The 16063-nt window shown below is 45.5% G+C and carries 10 protein-coding genes and 1 pseudogene; 6 read left to right on the top strand and 5 right to left on the bottom strand.

The genetic code is table 11. The features are described 5' to 3' along the window. Window positions 1-21 precede the first annotated feature (21 nt). Together H3H32_RS12155 and menD are read right to left on the bottom strand one after the other, a co-directional pair. Complete coding sequence (locus H3H32_RS12155; RefSeq protein ID WP_182462962.1) at window positions 22-1614, bottom strand: serine hydrolase; 1593 nt, start codon at window positions 1612-1614, stop codon at window positions 22-24. A 117-nt stretch (window positions 1615-1731) separates the two neighbouring features. Next, window positions 1732-3480 (bottom strand): 2-succinyl-5-enolpyruvyl-6-hydroxy-3-cyclohexene-1-carboxylic-acid synthase, encoded by a 1749-nt coding sequence (gene menD / locus H3H32_RS12150; RefSeq protein WP_182462961.1) that lies wholly within the window; start codon window positions 3478-3480, stop codon window positions 1732-1734. A gap of 176 nt (window positions 3481-3656) precedes the next feature. On the opposite strand from menD, the pseudogene H3H32_RS12145 reads away from it, so the two are divergent. From H3H32_RS12145 to trmB, 3 genes and pseudogenes are all read left to right on the top strand, one after another. After that, window positions 3657-4602, top strand: a pseudogene (locus tag H3H32_RS12145) (energy transducer TonB family protein). Beyond that, on the top strand, window positions 4602-5888 hold the full coding sequence (locus H3H32_RS12140) for a bifunctional folylpolyglutamate synthase/dihydrofolate synthase (protein WP_182462960.1): 1287 nt from the start codon (window positions 4602-4604) through the stop codon (window positions 5886-5888). Before H3H32_RS12145 ends, H3H32_RS12140 begins: the two are co-directional and overlap by 1 nt. Window position 5889: 1 nt before the next feature. Further along, complete coding sequence (trmB, locus tag H3H32_RS12135; protein WP_182462959.1) at window positions 5890-6552, top strand: tRNA (guanosine(46)-N7)-methyltransferase TrmB; 663 nt, start codon at window positions 5890-5892, stop codon at window positions 6550-6552. Between the two features lie 96 nt (window positions 6553-6648). On the opposite strand, the gene gap is transcribed toward trmB, so the two are convergent. Then, entirely contained in the window at window positions 6649-7641 is a 993-nt protein-coding gene (gene gap, locus H3H32_RS12130) for a type I glyceraldehyde-3-phosphate dehydrogenase (RefSeq protein ID WP_182462958.1), read from the bottom strand. A 1388-nt stretch (window positions 7642-9029) separates the two neighbouring features. On the opposite strand from gap, the gene H3H32_RS12125 reads away from it, so the two are divergent. From H3H32_RS12125 to H3H32_RS12115, 3 genes are all read left to right on the top strand, one after another. Beyond that, a complete protein-coding gene (locus tag H3H32_RS12125; RefSeq protein ID WP_182462957.1) occupies window positions 9030-9845 on the top strand; it encodes a 2,3,4,5-tetrahydropyridine-2,6-dicarboxylate N-succinyltransferase in 816 nt (271 codons plus the stop codon). A gap of 221 nt (window positions 9846-10066) precedes the next feature. Continuing rightward, a complete protein-coding gene (locus H3H32_RS12120) occupies window positions 10067-10585 on the top strand; it encodes a helix-turn-helix transcriptional regulator (protein ID WP_182462956.1) in 519 nt (172 codons plus the stop codon). Window positions 10586-10636: 51 nt separating this feature from the next. Continuing rightward, window positions 10637-11230, top strand: a complete 594-nt coding sequence (locus tag H3H32_RS12115) for a TetR/AcrR family transcriptional regulator (RefSeq protein WP_182462955.1) — start codon at window positions 10637-10639, stop codon at window positions 11228-11230. A 727-nt stretch (window positions 11231-11957) separates the two neighbouring features. Here H3H32_RS12115 and H3H32_RS12110 read toward each other — a convergent pair. Both H3H32_RS12110 and gyrA read right to left on the bottom strand, forming a co-directional pair. Next, window positions 11958-13394 (bottom strand): tetratricopeptide repeat protein, encoded by a 1437-nt coding sequence (locus H3H32_RS12110; RefSeq protein ID WP_182462954.1) that lies wholly within the window; start codon window positions 13392-13394, stop codon window positions 11958-11960. A 144-nt stretch (window positions 13395-13538) separates the two neighbouring features. Further along, complete coding sequence (gene gyrA, locus H3H32_RS12105; RefSeq protein ID WP_182462953.1) at window positions 13539-16052, bottom strand: DNA gyrase subunit A; 2514 nt, start codon at window positions 16050-16052, stop codon at window positions 13539-13541. Window positions 16053-16063 lie beyond the last annotated feature (11 nt).

The following is a 16063-nucleotide window of genomic DNA, read 5'->3' as shown; positions in this document are numbered from 1 at the left end:
GATAATGTACTACTTTATGATTTACCGATTGGTTTCTGCGGGTACTCGCTTCAGGTCGAGATCCTGAAAATCGAAACTAAAATCGGTGAGAGGGGAAATGGGTTTCATCCGGATCGAGACGGGTTGCTGATTCTCGTCGGTCTGGAACGTGAGGTAAGCGTCGGCATCGAAGCTCCGGTTCGTCCACTTGACAATGAACGTGTTGTTTTTGTAGAAAAACAATTCGCCCGTCAGCTTGGGTGACCGCAGCGACTGGAACCAGGGTTTTCCATTTTTTAAACTGATCAGGACGTCCCCAAACCACAGATCGTGGTAAGTTCCCATATAGGCCGTGACGTTGACAGGGGTCTTATTGCTTTTCTGCTCTTTCTCGATGGTTTCCCAGATGCCTTTGGTGATGGCATCGGCTTCATCCTGTCCCTTTTTCACCCGGTCGCTATACAGCTTGATCCAGTCAGTAGGGGTTACTCCCAGATAACTGTCTTTAATGGTATTGGTAATAGAGCTAAAAGCCGCCCCCGATTGCTGATTGGTAAAAACGATAATCCCCAACTGAAGTTCGGGTAGGAGGGTTACCTGCGTTACCATGCCAGCAAGCCCACCCGTATGCGTTACCTGCTTGTAGCCTTTTACATCACTGAGGCCCCAGCCTAATCCATACGCGGAAAAATGCGTGTTGTAGGGCGGAATGGGGGTAGGGTTTACCGTAAGAATGGTCTGGGCTCCCCACATATCGGCCTGCCGTTTCTCACTGAATACTTGTTGGCTATTGCCGTATTTGCCTTTGTTGAGTTGCATAATGACCCATTTGCTCATATCGGCCACGCTGGAGTTGATACCCCCCGCCGAATACCCAAAGCGAAACATATCCCGGCTAATCACCTGTACTTTCCCATTCACGGGCGCGTGCGCATCAATAACATTGACCTTATCAGCCAGACGGCTATAGCTTCCCGCACTTCGGTTCATGCCTAAGGGTTTCATGATCCGCTCTTCCACAAAAGCTTCCCAGGTTTTTCCGCTTACCCGTTCAACAACTTCACCCGCGACCATGTAGAGGAGGTTGTCATAATCATACTTTGTTCGAAAACCCGAGACGGGTTTCAGGTAACGCAGATTATGAATGATGTCTTTCATGGTGAAGTTACTGGAGTCCGGCCAGAACATCAGATCACCTGCGCCCAGACCCAGCCCGCTTCGGTGCGTGAGTAAATCCCGGATGGTAAAGGCATCGGTTACGTACGGATCATACATCCGAAATTCCGGAATGTAGTCAATCACTTTATCATCCCAGGTCAGTTTTCCTTCGTCCATCAGGATTGCTAAAGCCGCCGAAGTAAACGCCTTGCTGTTGGACGCAATGCCAAAGAGGGTATTTTCGTCGACCTTTTCCCCCGTTTTGAGGGAACGAACGCCATAACCTTTACTGTGAATTACCTTTCCGTCTTTAATAACAGCGACAGCGATACCCGGCACATCGAATGTAGTCAGCGTTTTCTGTACCAGCGCATCGATTTGCGGAGAGGAGATACCCTGGGCAATAGTGGAGGAAAAGGAGATCACCTGCGCCATAAGTATAAAGCAGGTAATGGACAGGCGTAGACGTTGGTTCATGAGCGTAAGGTTCGTAACGGAGGATGGAGTAACAAAGAAAACAGATTTCTACCTATTCCGAGTCGTTTTCCCCTTTAAGTGGTAACAATCTATATACCAGCAACTAAAACTACAGTTTTAGTTGCTGGTATATAGATTGTTGAGCTGCGATTTGTACGCCAAAAACTGTTCCTGGTTGATTCGTTTGTCTGTTTTTATTTCCAGCAGTTTCGCCTGACTGCCGGGGCGAAAGAAATCGGGGAGGAGTGAGGTTAACGTTTCGGCTTTGGCGGCTATCTGATACTGTATCTTCGCATCAGCGGCCGTGTTGCGGGCGGTATACCCGTGAGGGGTCTCAAAATAGGTTTCCAGCTCGGGTTGCCGACTGGGTCCATCAATCAGTCGAAAGATGTGGCCGCCATCGTTGTTGAGGAGTACAATCCGTAAGTTCGGAGGGATAGGGGATGACCAGAGCGCATTCCGGTCATAGAAGAACGCAACGTCGCCAATCAGAAGCGTCACGATCTGATCGGTTGCGAGGGCTGCCCCAACGGCTGTACTTAAACAACCATCGATTCCGCTAACTCCTCGATTCGCGGATACACTCACCGCCTGTTGTTCGGAGAGTCCACAGAGGTTCGCGTACCGAACGGGCATACTGTTGGCCAGGTGGAGGATGGATTGAGGAGGTATCTGTTCGAGCACCAGTTGGACCGCCGACCAGTCCGTGAGGGATTGATTGGGTTTCGACAGGGTTTGCGCCACCAGTCGGGCTGCTTTCCGGTCGGCCTGCTGCCAGTGATGCAGAAACTCGTGCGAATCGTCATCATCATCGCCCTGCAGAAATTGCTGATAGTCGATGTCCGCAAACAACTTATCTAAAAAGGCAAGGGGTTCAGCAGGAATGAGCGTGGTCAGACTCTGAAAGGCATCTGTAATCCGATCGACCGTTGGTTGAATGTGCCAGTGCCGGTGAGCTGGGTATTGGCGAAAAAACGTTTTAAGGTTCCGGGTCAGGAGCGAATTCCCGATGGTGATCAATAAATCGGGGCGGAGTGCTTCGGCCTGCTCATCTGGAATGCCCGATAGAAATGTATCCGTATGGGTAATAAACCGATCATTGACGGGGAGGTTGCTCACGATCTCACCCACTATGGGAACCCCAAGTTCGTCACTAATTTTCGAGAGTAACGCCAACAGGGCCGAGTTTCGGGGTAATTGTCCAACGGCAATGAGCGTACGATCACTCCGTTCCCATTCCGTAAGCAGGGCATGCCAGGTTTCAGGTGCCAGTGTAGGGCTTGCCGAGAGGGTCGTAATCAGTCGTGCCGGTTCTGCCTGGAAGACCTCATTCGCCGTTGGATAAAAGGGCTCACGTAGGGGGACGTTCAGGTGGACCGGACCTTCGGGGGCTAATCGAGCGAGTGAGACAGCCTCGTTGACCGATCGTTCGATGAACCAGCGGGCGTCGGGGTGGGTATAGTCGGCCGGTAGGTCGTACGAGCGTTTAACCTGGTTGCCAAACAGATTGACCTGATCGATGGTCTGCCCGTCCTGCTGGTGAAGCCATTCGTGAGGACGGTCGGCAGTCAGGAGCAGGAGAGGTACCTGCTGAAAATAGGCTTCGGCAACGGCGGGCGACAGGTTATACACCGCGCTTCCTGACGTGCAGATAATCGCGACTGGGTTTCGGGTTTGTTGAGCCAGCCCCAGGGCCACAAACCCGGCCGATCGTTCATCGGCCATTACCCGCACCCGAAGGTGGGGGTGCCGTACGACAGCCAGCGTTAAGGGTGCCGATCGGGAACCAGGAGAGACGACGACATCGGTTATTCCTTTTTGATAAAGCAGTTCGGCAATGTTGACGATTGGCTGAAGAACGGGCATAATTGAACGAGTAAAAGAGCAACAGAATGCAAACATAAGCCCGAAACCGCATGTGCTGTCTGGCTTTCTATGGTAGATTTTCTGTTACTTTGCTTAGCTAGACGGTAGTAATCGTTTCGTATTCATAAACGAAGCGGTGATTGTTAGCGTTATAGTCTCAGAAAATCATACACCCTATGAACCGCATTGCCTACGAGAACGAGGACGAAATTCGGGTTAAATCCTTAGCAGGGACCCTTGTTATTAATGGGATTCTGATCGCTATACTTTTACTGGTTAAGCTATCGCAGACGGTTCCGAACCCACCACCGATTCAGTTCGTGGAGGTAAACTTCGGCACCGATGCCCGGGGCAGTGGCCGGATACAGACGTATAACAAGGCTTCCGATTCACCGAATAAGGAGGATGTCAAAGCCGCCGAAAAGCGTCCTAATCCGAAAATCAATACGACACCCCGTATTGAAAAGACCAGAGCAACCCCAGCGCCTAAAGTAGAGGATGCGAAACCGGCCAAAACCCATACGGAAAAACCACTGATCGTTAGTAAAGCCGAAAGTCCGGTAACTACGCCCGAACGTCCTGAACCCAAACGGGTTGAATCGCCTAAAGCAACGGCACCCGCTGAACGGCCAGCCCCGGTGGCTCCGCCCAAGAAAGTAGAGACCGTCAATAACGATGCGCTTTTCAAAAAATCCTCGGGTGGGGGTGGTTCCAATGGTACAGTTGGGAAAGCAACCGGTGCGGGCGGAAACAACAACGGGGACGATGCCAGCGGTGTAGGGGATAAAGGGAATCCGAATGGTAAGATCAATGCCAAGGAATTTTACGGGACACCAGGGGGGGGCGCCAACCGGCGTAGCCTTCGATGTATCGGGCTGGTCGTTGGCTAGTCGCCCAACGATTAATGATGATTCCGATGAGACGGGTAAAATTGTCTTCCAGATCAAAGTGGATGAGAGTGGCGACATTATCAATGTTCGTCAGTTACAAAGTACCGTAAGCCCTTCGGTTAGTGAAGTATACCGAAAGGCCGTTCAAAAGCTGCGGCTGCGGCCCAAAGGCGGGTCAACGCCACCTACGGCCACAGGCACTATTACATTTATTATAAAGTCTAAAGATTAATGCAGTACCCGGAAGCACTCGACTATTTATACAGTCGGCTCCCCGTTTTTCACCGGATTGGTGCCAAAGCGCTAAAACCCGGATTAGGGAATACCCTTGCCTTATGTGAAGCCCTTGGCAATCCACAAAACCAGTTCCGGACTATTCATGTGGCTGGTACCAATGGTAAAGGGAGCAGCTCGCACATGCTCGCTGCCATTTATCAGTCGGCGGGTTATCGGGTGGGGTTATATACCTCTCCCCATCTTCAATCGTTTACCGAACGCTTTCGCCTGAATGGTCAACCCATGCCCGAAGCGGAGGTCGCTGCGTTTGTCGAACAGCATCAGGCTTTAATTGAATCAGTTGAACCATCCTTTTTTGAGGTGACGGTAGCGATGGCGTTCGATTATTTTGCCCGGCAGCAGGTCGATGTAGCGATTATCGAAGTGGGGTTAGGGGGAAGGCTCGATTCAACGAATGTCATCACGCCTGAAGCGTCGCTGATTACCAATATCGGTTATGATCACACGGATATCCTGGGTGAAACACTGGGCGAAATAGCCGCCGAAAAAGCAGGGATTATTAAGCCCGACGTTCCCGTCGTGATTAGCGAAACCCATCCCGAAACAGAATTTGTATTTCGTAAAAAGGCGGATGAGCTGAACGCCCCGATTTTAGTGGCCGATCAGGTTTATTCGATTCTGGATAAAGGGCTGGTTTCTGGCAAGCGTCAGGTGGAGGTGTTGCGAGAAGGAGAGTCCCCCCTTGCTGTAGAAATCGATTTATTGGGAACCTATCAACTCCGTAATCTGGGTGGCGTGCTGGCTACTGTTTCGGTGCTTCAATCTATCTGGCCAGTATCGGTTGAGGCTATACAAAAAGGTGTGGCTACCGTCACAGCAACAACTGGATTGAAGGGCCGTTTTCAGACCTTACAGGAGCATCCCAGAGTCATCGCAGACACAGCCCACAATCAGCCTGGATTAGTGTCTTTATTCGAAACAATTGAAACGATTCCTTATCAAACGCTACGGATTGTGATCGGGCTGGTGGCCGATAAAGATCGGTCAAAAGTGCTGAGTGTGCTGCCCCAAACGGCGGTTTATTATTTCTGTCAAGCCCAAACGCCCCGCTCACTATCCGCTAGCGATTTACAAGCTGAAGCTGCTCAAACCGGTCGGCTAGGCGATTCGTTTACTGATGTAAATAAAGCTTTAAGAAGCGCAATTTTACAATCATCAATTGATGATTTAATTCTGATAACTGGCAGTAACTATACAATTGCCGAATTAACAATGTTATAACGTGACAAGAAGGAAAACGCATCGCTTTCTGCAAAATGCTGAAAGCCAGAATGTTATTGAAGTAGGTAAACCACTTTACAAAACTATTCGCGGGAATTGGCGGAGTGATTATTTTAAGAATGACAATCCTATTGTGTTAGAATTGGCGTGTGGGAAAGGGGAATATACAGTTGGTTTATCGCAGGCCTTTCCAGCTAAAAACTTTATTGGTGTCGATATTAAAGGGGATCGGATTGCGAGAGGCTCCAAGGCTGCGCAAGATCTTGGATTGACAAATGTTGCTTTCCTACGGACCGATATTAATTTCCTTCACGAGTTTTTTGCGAAGCAGGAGGTCAATGAAATCTGGATTACATTCCCTGATCCCCAGCCACGGCCCCGTCAGGAAAAGCACAGGCTAACTCATCCCCGTTTTTTAGCTATTTACAAAGAGCTATTCGTGCCCGGAGGGACGCTGCATTTAAAGACTGATAATCCAGAATTGTTTGCATATAGCCTGGAACAGGTGCAAGCGATAGGGTGTACCGATTTACAATTTACTACCGATTTATATAACTCACCATTAAACGGGATTCACATTGGTATTAAGACGAAATACGAACAAATGTTCTTCGACAAGGGATTTACAATTAACTATTTACAATGCAAAACGGCCGTAATTTAACTTAATCACGGCCGTTTACAACTATATTAATTTACATTTCATCCTTACGATATAGTCTGGTAAACACTGTATCGTAAGGATGTTTTATTTACAGACTTAAAATAACTTTGCAATTAAGTCTGCAACGCGGCTAGAATAGCCATATTCATTATCGTACCAGCCAACAACTTTCGCTAGCGTTCCGTTTACGGCCGTTAATTTCGAATCGAAAATGCAGGAGTGAGGGTTGCCAACGATGTCAATCGATACGATTTCGTCAGTCGTGTACTCCAAATAGCCTTTCAGAGTCGTTTCAGAAGCCTGTTTGATGGCGTCATTGATTTCCTGAATGGTTGCCGCCTTTTTAAGAACTACAGTCAGATCAGTTAGTGAGCCATCTGGGGTTGGTACGCGTAATGCGTTTCCGTCCAGTTTCCCTTTTAATTGGGGAAGAACCAGACCCACAGCTTTAGCAGCACCCGTTGAGGTTGGAACAATCGATAAAGCGGCTGCTCGTGCACGACGTAGATCGGAGTGAGGAGCATCCTGCAGATTCTGATCGGCTGTGTAGGCGTGGATGGTTGTCATGTAGCCTTTTTCGATACCAAAAACATCATCCAGAACTTTCGCCATTGGGGCTAAGCAGTTGGTTGTGCAGGAAGCGTTCGAGATGATCGTTTCTTCGCCGGTTAGCGTATCATCATTAACACCTAAAACAACTGTTGGAATATTTCCTTTAGCAGGAGCAGAGATGATTACTTTCTTAGCACCGGCAGTTAAGTGTTGACCTGCGCCAGCTTCATCCACGAAACGGCCAGTCGATTCAAGAACTACGTCTACGTTTAGTTCTTTCCAGGGTAGATTTTTAGGATCACGTTCTGCGTAAGCATTGATACGAGCTCCGTTAACAGTTAGGCTTTCGCTGTCAGAAGAAACTGTGCCAGGAAATTTTCCATGAACAGAATCGTATTTTAGTAAGTGGGCGAGTGTTGCATTGTCAGTTAAGTCGTTGATAGCAACTATTTCGATGTTTTCTTTTTCCAGAAGCCGTCTGAACGATAACCGTCCGATACGACCGAAGCCATTAATAGCAACGCGTATTTTTTCCATGTACAGTGAAAATTGGTTTGTTTTCGGGGTCAAATATACTGATTAAATAGGGGGATTCACAGTAAAGGGTATTAGCTATAGTTTTTAGTATTTACAGAAATCCATTTTAGCAAATATAGAGATTTAGCATTAATATTAGTAATATATTGGCATTTTGCTAAATATAAATAGCAATTTTTAGTATTTTTACTAATATTGATTAGTAATTACTAATATTAATGCTAAAATGGATGCTAAGATAGCATGAAAATACTAAAAATGTCATTTACTAAAACAATGCTTTTTATTATAAGTAGGAGGTAGGATTAGCTAATCTTTATTTTTTACCCTATCTATGTCACATTCTACTTATAGAAATATATCTTAGTATATGAGATCCATAAAGGATCCATAACTGCCTATTACTAACAAATCATAAATCATATCCGAGCTTATCGTATAAAGTTATTTCTCAAATGCATCATATCCCTTTACTACAACGTAATAGCAAGTAATCACACTTTATATTCATTATGCTTATTATTCATTGATTTCGTCTGTTTTAGTAACGTAGCATTTGCTTACCATTTACGACAAACAAACTAGTCAGTTAAATAAGAATTGCTTAGCGTTCTTCTCACGCTCATGCATAGTTAACACCACAAACAATTGATGTTCATAATCAACACCTAGTGTCCCATATATTCCTCACTTTATATATTCGTCACTTTAGAAGATATGCTTAGACACACATTATATCGAGTTTTACAAACCCGTGGGTGCACGAGTCTTCGCTTTATCCCTTCGTTCACTCAATTGTATTATGCATCAATCAGAATTATTCAAGTTGAGAGATAGCCTGTCTCATAGCGACAACAACGTGTTTGTAGCTTTCAATAATCTGCGTGGAGTCAGGTACGCTAACTCCACGCCAAAAAGACAGATGTATCTCCTGTCTATAAACATCGCGATGCTTACGCGACTATCTCGCAACTTGAATTAGACTTGAAGAAGCAAGTTTAACTGCCAGAAATTGCTTCTATAAAGACAATTCGCTGGCATCAATTTTGATGTTTATTTATCAGAGGAGAAACAACGATAAAACCATTGAAAACTGTGGTTGCTTCTTCAATTCCTACACTTATACGGTATTGGGACGTTTCTTAATCAAAAAACGAGCTGATTGATCTGAAAGGCCTACAATGCCGCTTCAAACTGCCTACAGAAGTCTGAATAAATAATTTCAGCCCTTATATTACAAGTATACATGTCTTATTATTACCTTTGAAAAACGAGAAGAATATAGCAGTATAATATCGATGTACAACAATATAAAATTTGGCACTAATAGTTAATTATCAGATATTCAGGAAGTTATAGGTATATATATAAATTTTTACTTTACTTACATGACTAACAAAATCGAGGAAATTTGGTCCAACCGAGAGCTACTGGCCAACGATGAATCTATACAAATCATAAAGGAGGTAATTAATAAATTAGATAAGGGGGAACTCCGGGTGGCCACTCCACCTAGTACCGAGGATGGCGAATGGACCGTAAATGAATGGGTCAAAAAAGCAATTCTTCTTTATTTCGTCAGTCAGCAAATGAAGACTGAGGAGGTAGGTATCTTTACCTTTAATGACAAAATTCCCCTAAAAAACAATTTCGCCGAAGCCAAAGTCAGAGCTGTACCACCAGCAGTTGCTCGCTATGGCTCTTACCAGGCACCCGGTGTTATTCTTATGCCATCGTACGTAAATATTGGAGCGTACGTAGATGAGCGTACGATGGTGGATACCTGGGCAACAGTTGGTAGTTGTGCGCAGATTGGTAAAGATGTTCACCTAAGTGGGGGAGTAGGTATTGGTGGAGTACTTGAGCCACCTCAGGCCGCACCCGTTATTATCGAAGATGGCGCATTTATTGGCTCGAGATGCATTGTGGTTGAAGGTGCACACATTGGTAAACGTGCCGTTTTAGGAGCTGGCGTTACTATTACTGGATCATCCAAAATAATCGACGTAACGGGTGACAAGCCTGTTGAATACAAGGGTTATGTTCCTGCTAATTCTGTCGTGATTCCAGGAAGTTATGCTAAACAATTTCCAGCGGGAGAATTTCACGTACCCTGCGCTATTATTATTGGTCAGCGGAAACCGTCTACAGATTTAAAAACGTCCCTGAATGATGCACTCCGGGAAAATAATGTATCAGTTTAAATTTCATCCAATTGTAAATAGTTTAAGATTTCCAATTACACATTTACAATTAACAAAATGATTAATAAACATTAGTGAATTTAAAAAGCTACACTGTGTTAGTGTAGCTTTTTTTTGTAAATCACATACCAAAATAATATATTGTAAATTATTTAGATATATATTTGTAACAACACCTGTAAATAGGCTCGTCATACAGTTTACGTAACTATAATCCATATATGACTATAAATGACAAAATTAAACAGATCCTTCTAGACAAGAATCTGACTCCATCATATTTCGCTGATGAAATTGGTGTGCAACGATCGAGTATTTCTCACATTTTATCGGGCCGTAATCGCCCTAGCTTTGATATTATTCAGAAAATTATTCGTCGTTTTCCTGAGCTAGGTTATGAATGGATTATGGAAGAAGACGGCCAGGTAACTCCACGCGCTGCAACTAATTCTTCAGGCTATAATTTTAACCGAGGAACAGGAGTGGGGCGCCCCACAATTGATCGGGCCGACCCGGTTACTACACAGCCGTCAATGCCATCTTATCCACTTAAACCATCCGGTATTCGTAGTCAACGGACTGAAATTCCGCCCTTGGGTACGCCCAATCAGATGTTGGCTAACGAGTCCAATCTGCCAGAACCAGCCCCTAACGTGGGTATCTCTTCGGAAAAGAAAGTGGAGCGAATCCTTATCTTTTATACAGACGGGTCGTTCAGAGAATATATGCCAACAACTTAATTGAATAACGTCATTCGTACTAACCGATTATTTTTTATCTAACTTTACTGAGTGATTACTCAATCAATATCTTTCGATAAACAGGAAGCCATCTTAGCAGCCGCGTTAGGTTTGTTTATTGAGTATGGCTTTCATGGAACGCCCACCAGCAAAATTGCGCGTGAGGCCGGCGTTGCCCATGGTACCTTATTCCATTATTTCAAAACAAAAGACGAACTCATCGTTACTCTCTATAATTCCATACAGGAGGGATTTACCGTCTATCTATCTGAACAAACGAAACCATCCGCTAGCGTTGTGGATCGATTTAAGGATCTTTTTTATCATTCTGTACAATGGGCTGTAGACTATAAATATGAATTTTACTTCACTCAGCAGTTCCGACATTCTCCATATTTCAAACAATTGGGAGCAGAGCCAATCCTACAGCCAGGTTTATATCAGAGCTTATATATAGAAGCGATAAAAGATAATCTATTCAAACCTTTGCCTGTCGGCTTGATTTCATCACTTTGTGTTAATCAGATTATTGGTACTTATGAATATCTTGTCCAGTCCGATCTATCAGCTGAAAAACAGAAGGAGATAATTAATGAGATTGCTGAATTGACCTGGGCCATGTTTGTTAAATTAGAAACCTTATAGAATCATATTTGCTTTAGCATGGCACTAGGCTAAAGATCTTTGATGATTTGCAGCTAGGACAAGTTATGTATTATTAATATGGACTTTGCAGTTATTGGCTGACGGCTGAGTCGAACTCGGTTATACGTTTGAACCGTTACTAAGCAGGCCTGGGAAAACAGCTAAAGCAGACAACGGAGGGGCCGCCCGCGCGGTCTATCCGGCAAGGTATGGGCATAATAATATCGTTGCTTTGCTAATGGATTTATCAGTCCATTATATGGGTTAGATCAACCTTATAAAGCATACCATATATGACTCTGTTCGGATCTGGTTTCTCCAGAACTGGCTTGCTGGCATTCACCATCAAACCATATTCTCGTTCGTAAACTGACTCACGTTGATCAGCACTATAGTTTTATAAAGTACAGTACTGAATAACTACTTCAACTGGGGTTAATCCGCTATGAGTTTAGATTCTCATTAGCTCTTTTTGAGCTGAAGTAATCCATGATGTGGTGGATTTTTAAAGTTTATATACCAAAAAATGCCCTTTTTGAGCCTATTAAGGGCATTTTTTGACTAAATACAACCTAACTCTCTGTAAAGCAATGCTTTAGTGTTCCACGTGGATAACATGTTGATAACACTGTGGATTAGAGTGATTATTTTGTTGTATAATTTATATTATGTTAAGTAAAGTTTTCATTAAATAGGGTCGGCATCTCTGACACCGACCCTATTCTACTTATTTACTCTCAATACAAACGATCTTCTTCTCTTCGTACTGTTTCAGAATATTTTCCGTATTCGTCAAATTCTCGGTTACCTCAGCTTCATCTTTAATCGATTTTGCTTTCTGGAAGTATGGCAGCGCTTGCTTAAACTTACCACAAACTTTACCATCCAGCTCTTTGCCATTCTTGTTGTACTCAGCCATGTCCATCTTATCGACATTACGCTTCATTTCAACAGCGCGGTTAAAGATCCAAACAGCCATGTTAAAGTTAGCATCGTAGTTATTTGGATCAACGGCCAGTGCTTTGTCCAGATATTGCTTCTCCAGATTATAGTTCTCTGTTTGCATCTGACGGATATCAGCCAGCTTCTTCTCATTGGCGGCTGCTACCGATGCATTGGCTGCAGCTTCTTTAGCAGCGGCTTCTAACGTAGCCATTTCTGTTTTTTGCTCAGCCAGTCTTTTCTGAACATCGGCCAGCTGACGTTTCAGTTCGGCATTCTTTGGCGTTTTTTTGATAGAAGCGCTCAACCGGGCAATTTCGCTGTTGTAGGCATCAATGATACTCTTCGAATCGGCGAGTTGCTTGGCAGTATTACCACCCTTCTTCGTATCCCCTTCCAGTTTCCGAACCTCTTCATCTCTCTTATGGGCAATGTTGTTATAAACAATCGACAGGTTGACCAGATTCTGAACGTTGTTCGGATCTTTTTCAACCATAGCCTTCATGCCCGAAATCGCTTCATCCATCCGGTTCGTCGACAACATAATATTGATCTTCTCATTAGCCAGATCTTTATTCGATGGAGCCAGAGCGATACCTTTATCCAGCGTAGCCAGGGCCTTATCTATTTCGTTATCGCCCCGATACAACATCGCCAGCGAACCGTAGATAGCCACATCCTTACCACCACCGGCAATGTATTTCTCCAGTTGGGTCTTCGCGGTTGCATTATCCTTTACCTGTTGCGCAGCAATAGCCGAATACAGTGGAGCTAAGGTGTCTTTAGGGTTAATGTCACTGGCCATCGTCAGAGATTTCACCGCTTCGCCATAATTCTTAGCCTGGAACTTGGCAACCCCCTGCTGCATGAACGCACTGTAGAGACCTGGGCTCTTTAGGGCATCTTCTGCTTCTTTCGCTAATTTACCTGGACCACCTTTCTTGTCTTTATCCAGTTCAATTACTTTTTTATACGCATCATAAGCCGTTGTAGCAGCCGCTGAGTCAACTTTTACGTTGCCACTGCTGGCAATGTTCTGGTACGTTTTGGCACGGTCCATCCAGGTACTAGCCTTGGCAGCCGCTTTCGCATCCGTTATATCCTTATCGCTTTTTTCCTTTTCCTTTTTAATGGCATCTGTAGCCGCAGCATCTGCGGCTTGTTGTGCGTGTGCACCTACTGCCAGGCAACACGCGACGAGCATTACAAAAACTTGTTTCATGTGTAAATCGGGGTTGTGTTATTAATTCAGAAACGAAATTACGGAATCTGTCTGTATAAGCATGACCTCCTCTAAATTGTTTGAGCCGTCAGGCTGATTATCAATCAATCCTGACGGCTCAAAACGAATACGAATTGGTCTTTTTTATTCGGCAACAGCTTCTGGCTCAGAGGGACTTCCCTCCTCTCCTTCTTCCTGTTTGATTTTAGTCACCGACGAAATCTCATCGCCATCCCGGAGGCTAATCAGACGAACGCCTTGTGTATTCCGGCCAATCACGCTGATTTCGCTAATTGGTGTCCGAATGGCAATGCCCGATTTATTGATAATCATCAGGTCATCCGTATCCGTTACATCCAGCACACCAACAAGGCGACCTACTTTTTCGGTAACTTTTAAGGTACCTACTCCCTTAGCGCCCCGGTTCGTGATTCGGTACTCATCGATATCCGACCGTTTACCATATCCATTCCGCGAAATAACTAACAATTGGGTTTCGGGCGACGATAGGCAAACCATACCCACGACGTGATCAGTCGAATCGTCTTCATCCAGTGAAATACCGCGAACCCCAGCGGCTGTACGTCCCATCGGCCGAACCCGGCTTTCGTGGAAACGAACGGCTTTACCGGCACTTGAGGCAATCACGATTTCATTATCCCCGTTGGTCATACATACACCAATCAGTTGATCCTCTTCATCAATCGTAATGGCGATGATTCCGTTCTGGCGGGGACGAGAATACGCTTCCAGCATCGTTTTCTTAATCGTGCCCTGACGGGTACACATCACAATGTAATTATTGTTGATGTAATCCTCGTTCTTCAGATCGGTCACATTAATGACTGCCCGTACTTTATCATCGGATTCGATATTGATAAAGTTAGCCAAGGGTCGACCTTTCGATGTTCGTGATCCTTCGGGCAGTTCATAGACCGGCAACCAGTACAACCGTCCCTTCTGCGTAAATGCCAGTAAGGTATTGTGCATCGTAGCGGTGAACAGATGCTCCGTAAAATCTTCCTCTTTGGTAGCGGCTGCTTTAGCGCCCACCCCACCCCGGCCCTGCGAGCGGTATTCTGTGGTCGGCGTCCGTTTGATATAACCTTCGTGAGAAATGGTAATGACCATATCTTCATCGGCAATCAACGACAGGTCGCTAATGTTACCATCACCAAGCGGATTGATCTCGGTCCGGCGTTCGTCGCCGTAGCGAGCCCGAATATCGGTCAACTCATCTTTGATCACCTGACGCTTGCGTTCTTCGCTCGCCAGAATTTCGCGCAGATCCGTAATCTCCCGCATCAGCTCGTCATACTCTGCCTGAAGCTTATCCCGCTCCAGACCCGTCAGCCGTTGCAACCGCATTTCCAGAATAGCTTTCGCCTGAAGATCGCTCAACGAAAACTGTTGCATCAGACCCACACGGGCTACTTCGGTATCACGCGACGAACGAATCAGGCTGATTACGGCATCGATATTATCCAGCGCAATCAACAGACCTTCTAAGATATGCGCCCGTTTCTCGGCTTCGCGAAGTTCATACTGAGTCCGCCGTGTTACTACTTCGAATCGGTGCTCGACGTAGTATTTCATCATATCCTTCAGATTCAATATCATCGGACGCCCTTTTACAAGCGCGACGTTATTAATACTGAATGACGATTGAAGAGCGGTATGCTTATACAGGTTATTCAGAACAACGTTTGGAATGGCATCCTTACGCAGATCGTATACAACCCGCAAACCATCCCGATCTGATTCATCCCGGAATGCCGTAATACCCTCGATCTTTTTGTCGTTGATTAACTCAGCCGTTTTCTCCAGCATCACCGCTTTGTTCACCATGTACGGTACATCCGTAACAATGATCTGGGTTTTGCCTTTGTTTTCTTCAATTGTTGCATGCGCCCGCATCACAACACGACCACGGCCGGTTTTGAAGGCCGACTTCACGCCCTCCATCCCATAGATCGTAGCACCCGTTGGAAAATCAGGGGCTTTCACGAACTGCATCAGTTCTTCTACCGTAATATCGTTATTATCCAGATAAGCGATAATACCATCGACCACTTCGGTCAGGTTGTGGGGTGCCATATTCGTGGCCATCCCTACCGCAATACCCGACGATCCGTTGAGCAACAGGTTAGGGAGTTTACCCGGCATAACCGTTGGCTCTTCCAGCGAATCATCGAAGTTGGGTTGAAAATCAACCGTTTCTTTATAGATGTCGTTCAGAACCTCTTCTGCAATCCGCTTCAGTCGCGCTTCGGTATACCGCATCGCAGCGGGTGAGTCACCATCAATAGAACCAAAGTTCCCCTGACCATCGACCAATGGATACCGCAACGACCAGTCCTGGGCCATACGCACCATAGTGTCGTATACCGATGAATCGCCGTGGGGGTGATACTTACCCAATACTTCCCCTACGATACGAGCCGATTTTTTATGGGGTTTATTGTAACTAACGCCCAGTTCAGCCATTCCGAACAACACCCGACGGTGTACCGGCTTCAGCCCGTCGCGAACGTCGGGCAGAGCACGCGAAATGATAACCGACATTGAATAGTCAATGTACGCGCCACGCATTTCGTCCTCAATGTTGATGGGAATGATGTTACTGGGGGCTTCGAGGTCGGGATTTTCGTCCGCCATTTGTTAAAGGA

The sequence above is a fragment of the Spirosoma foliorum genome, assembly GCF_014117325.1.
Classification (GTDB): domain Bacteria; phylum Bacteroidota; class Bacteroidia; order Cytophagales; family Spirosomataceae; genus Spirosoma; species Spirosoma foliorum.
The sequence above is the reverse complement of the archived record's forward strand: the minus strand, read 5'-3'. Positions and strand labels throughout refer to the sequence as shown.

Coding starts and splice junctions, on each gene's coding strand:
- H3H32_RS12155 (WP_182462962.1), bottom strand. CDS start 1,614: ATGAACCAACGTCTACGCCTGTCCATTACCTGCTTTATACTTATGGCG.
- menD (WP_182462961.1), bottom strand. CDS start 3,480: ATGCCCGTTCTTCAGCCAATCGTCAACATTGCCGAACTGCTTTATCAA.
- H3H32_RS12140 (WP_182462960.1), top strand. CDS start 4,602: ATGCAGTACCCGGAAGCACTCGACTATTTATACAGTCGGCTCCCCGTT.
- gap (WP_182462958.1), bottom strand. CDS start 7,641: ATGGAAAAAATACGCGTTGCTATTAATGGCTTCGGTCGTATCGGACGG.
- H3H32_RS12125 (WP_182462957.1), top strand. CDS start 9,030: ATGACTAACAAAATCGAGGAAATTTGGTCCAACCGAGAGCTACTGGCC.
- H3H32_RS12120 (WP_182462956.1), top strand. CDS start 10,067: ATGACTATAAATGACAAAATTAAACAGATCCTTCTAGACAAGAATCTG.
- H3H32_RS12110 (WP_182462954.1), bottom strand. CDS start 13,394: ATGAAACAAGTTTTTGTAATGCTCGTCGCGTGTTGCCTGGCAGTAGGT.
- gyrA (WP_182462953.1), bottom strand. CDS start 16,052: ATGGCGGACGAAAATCCCGACCTCGAAGCCCCCAGTAACATCATTCCC.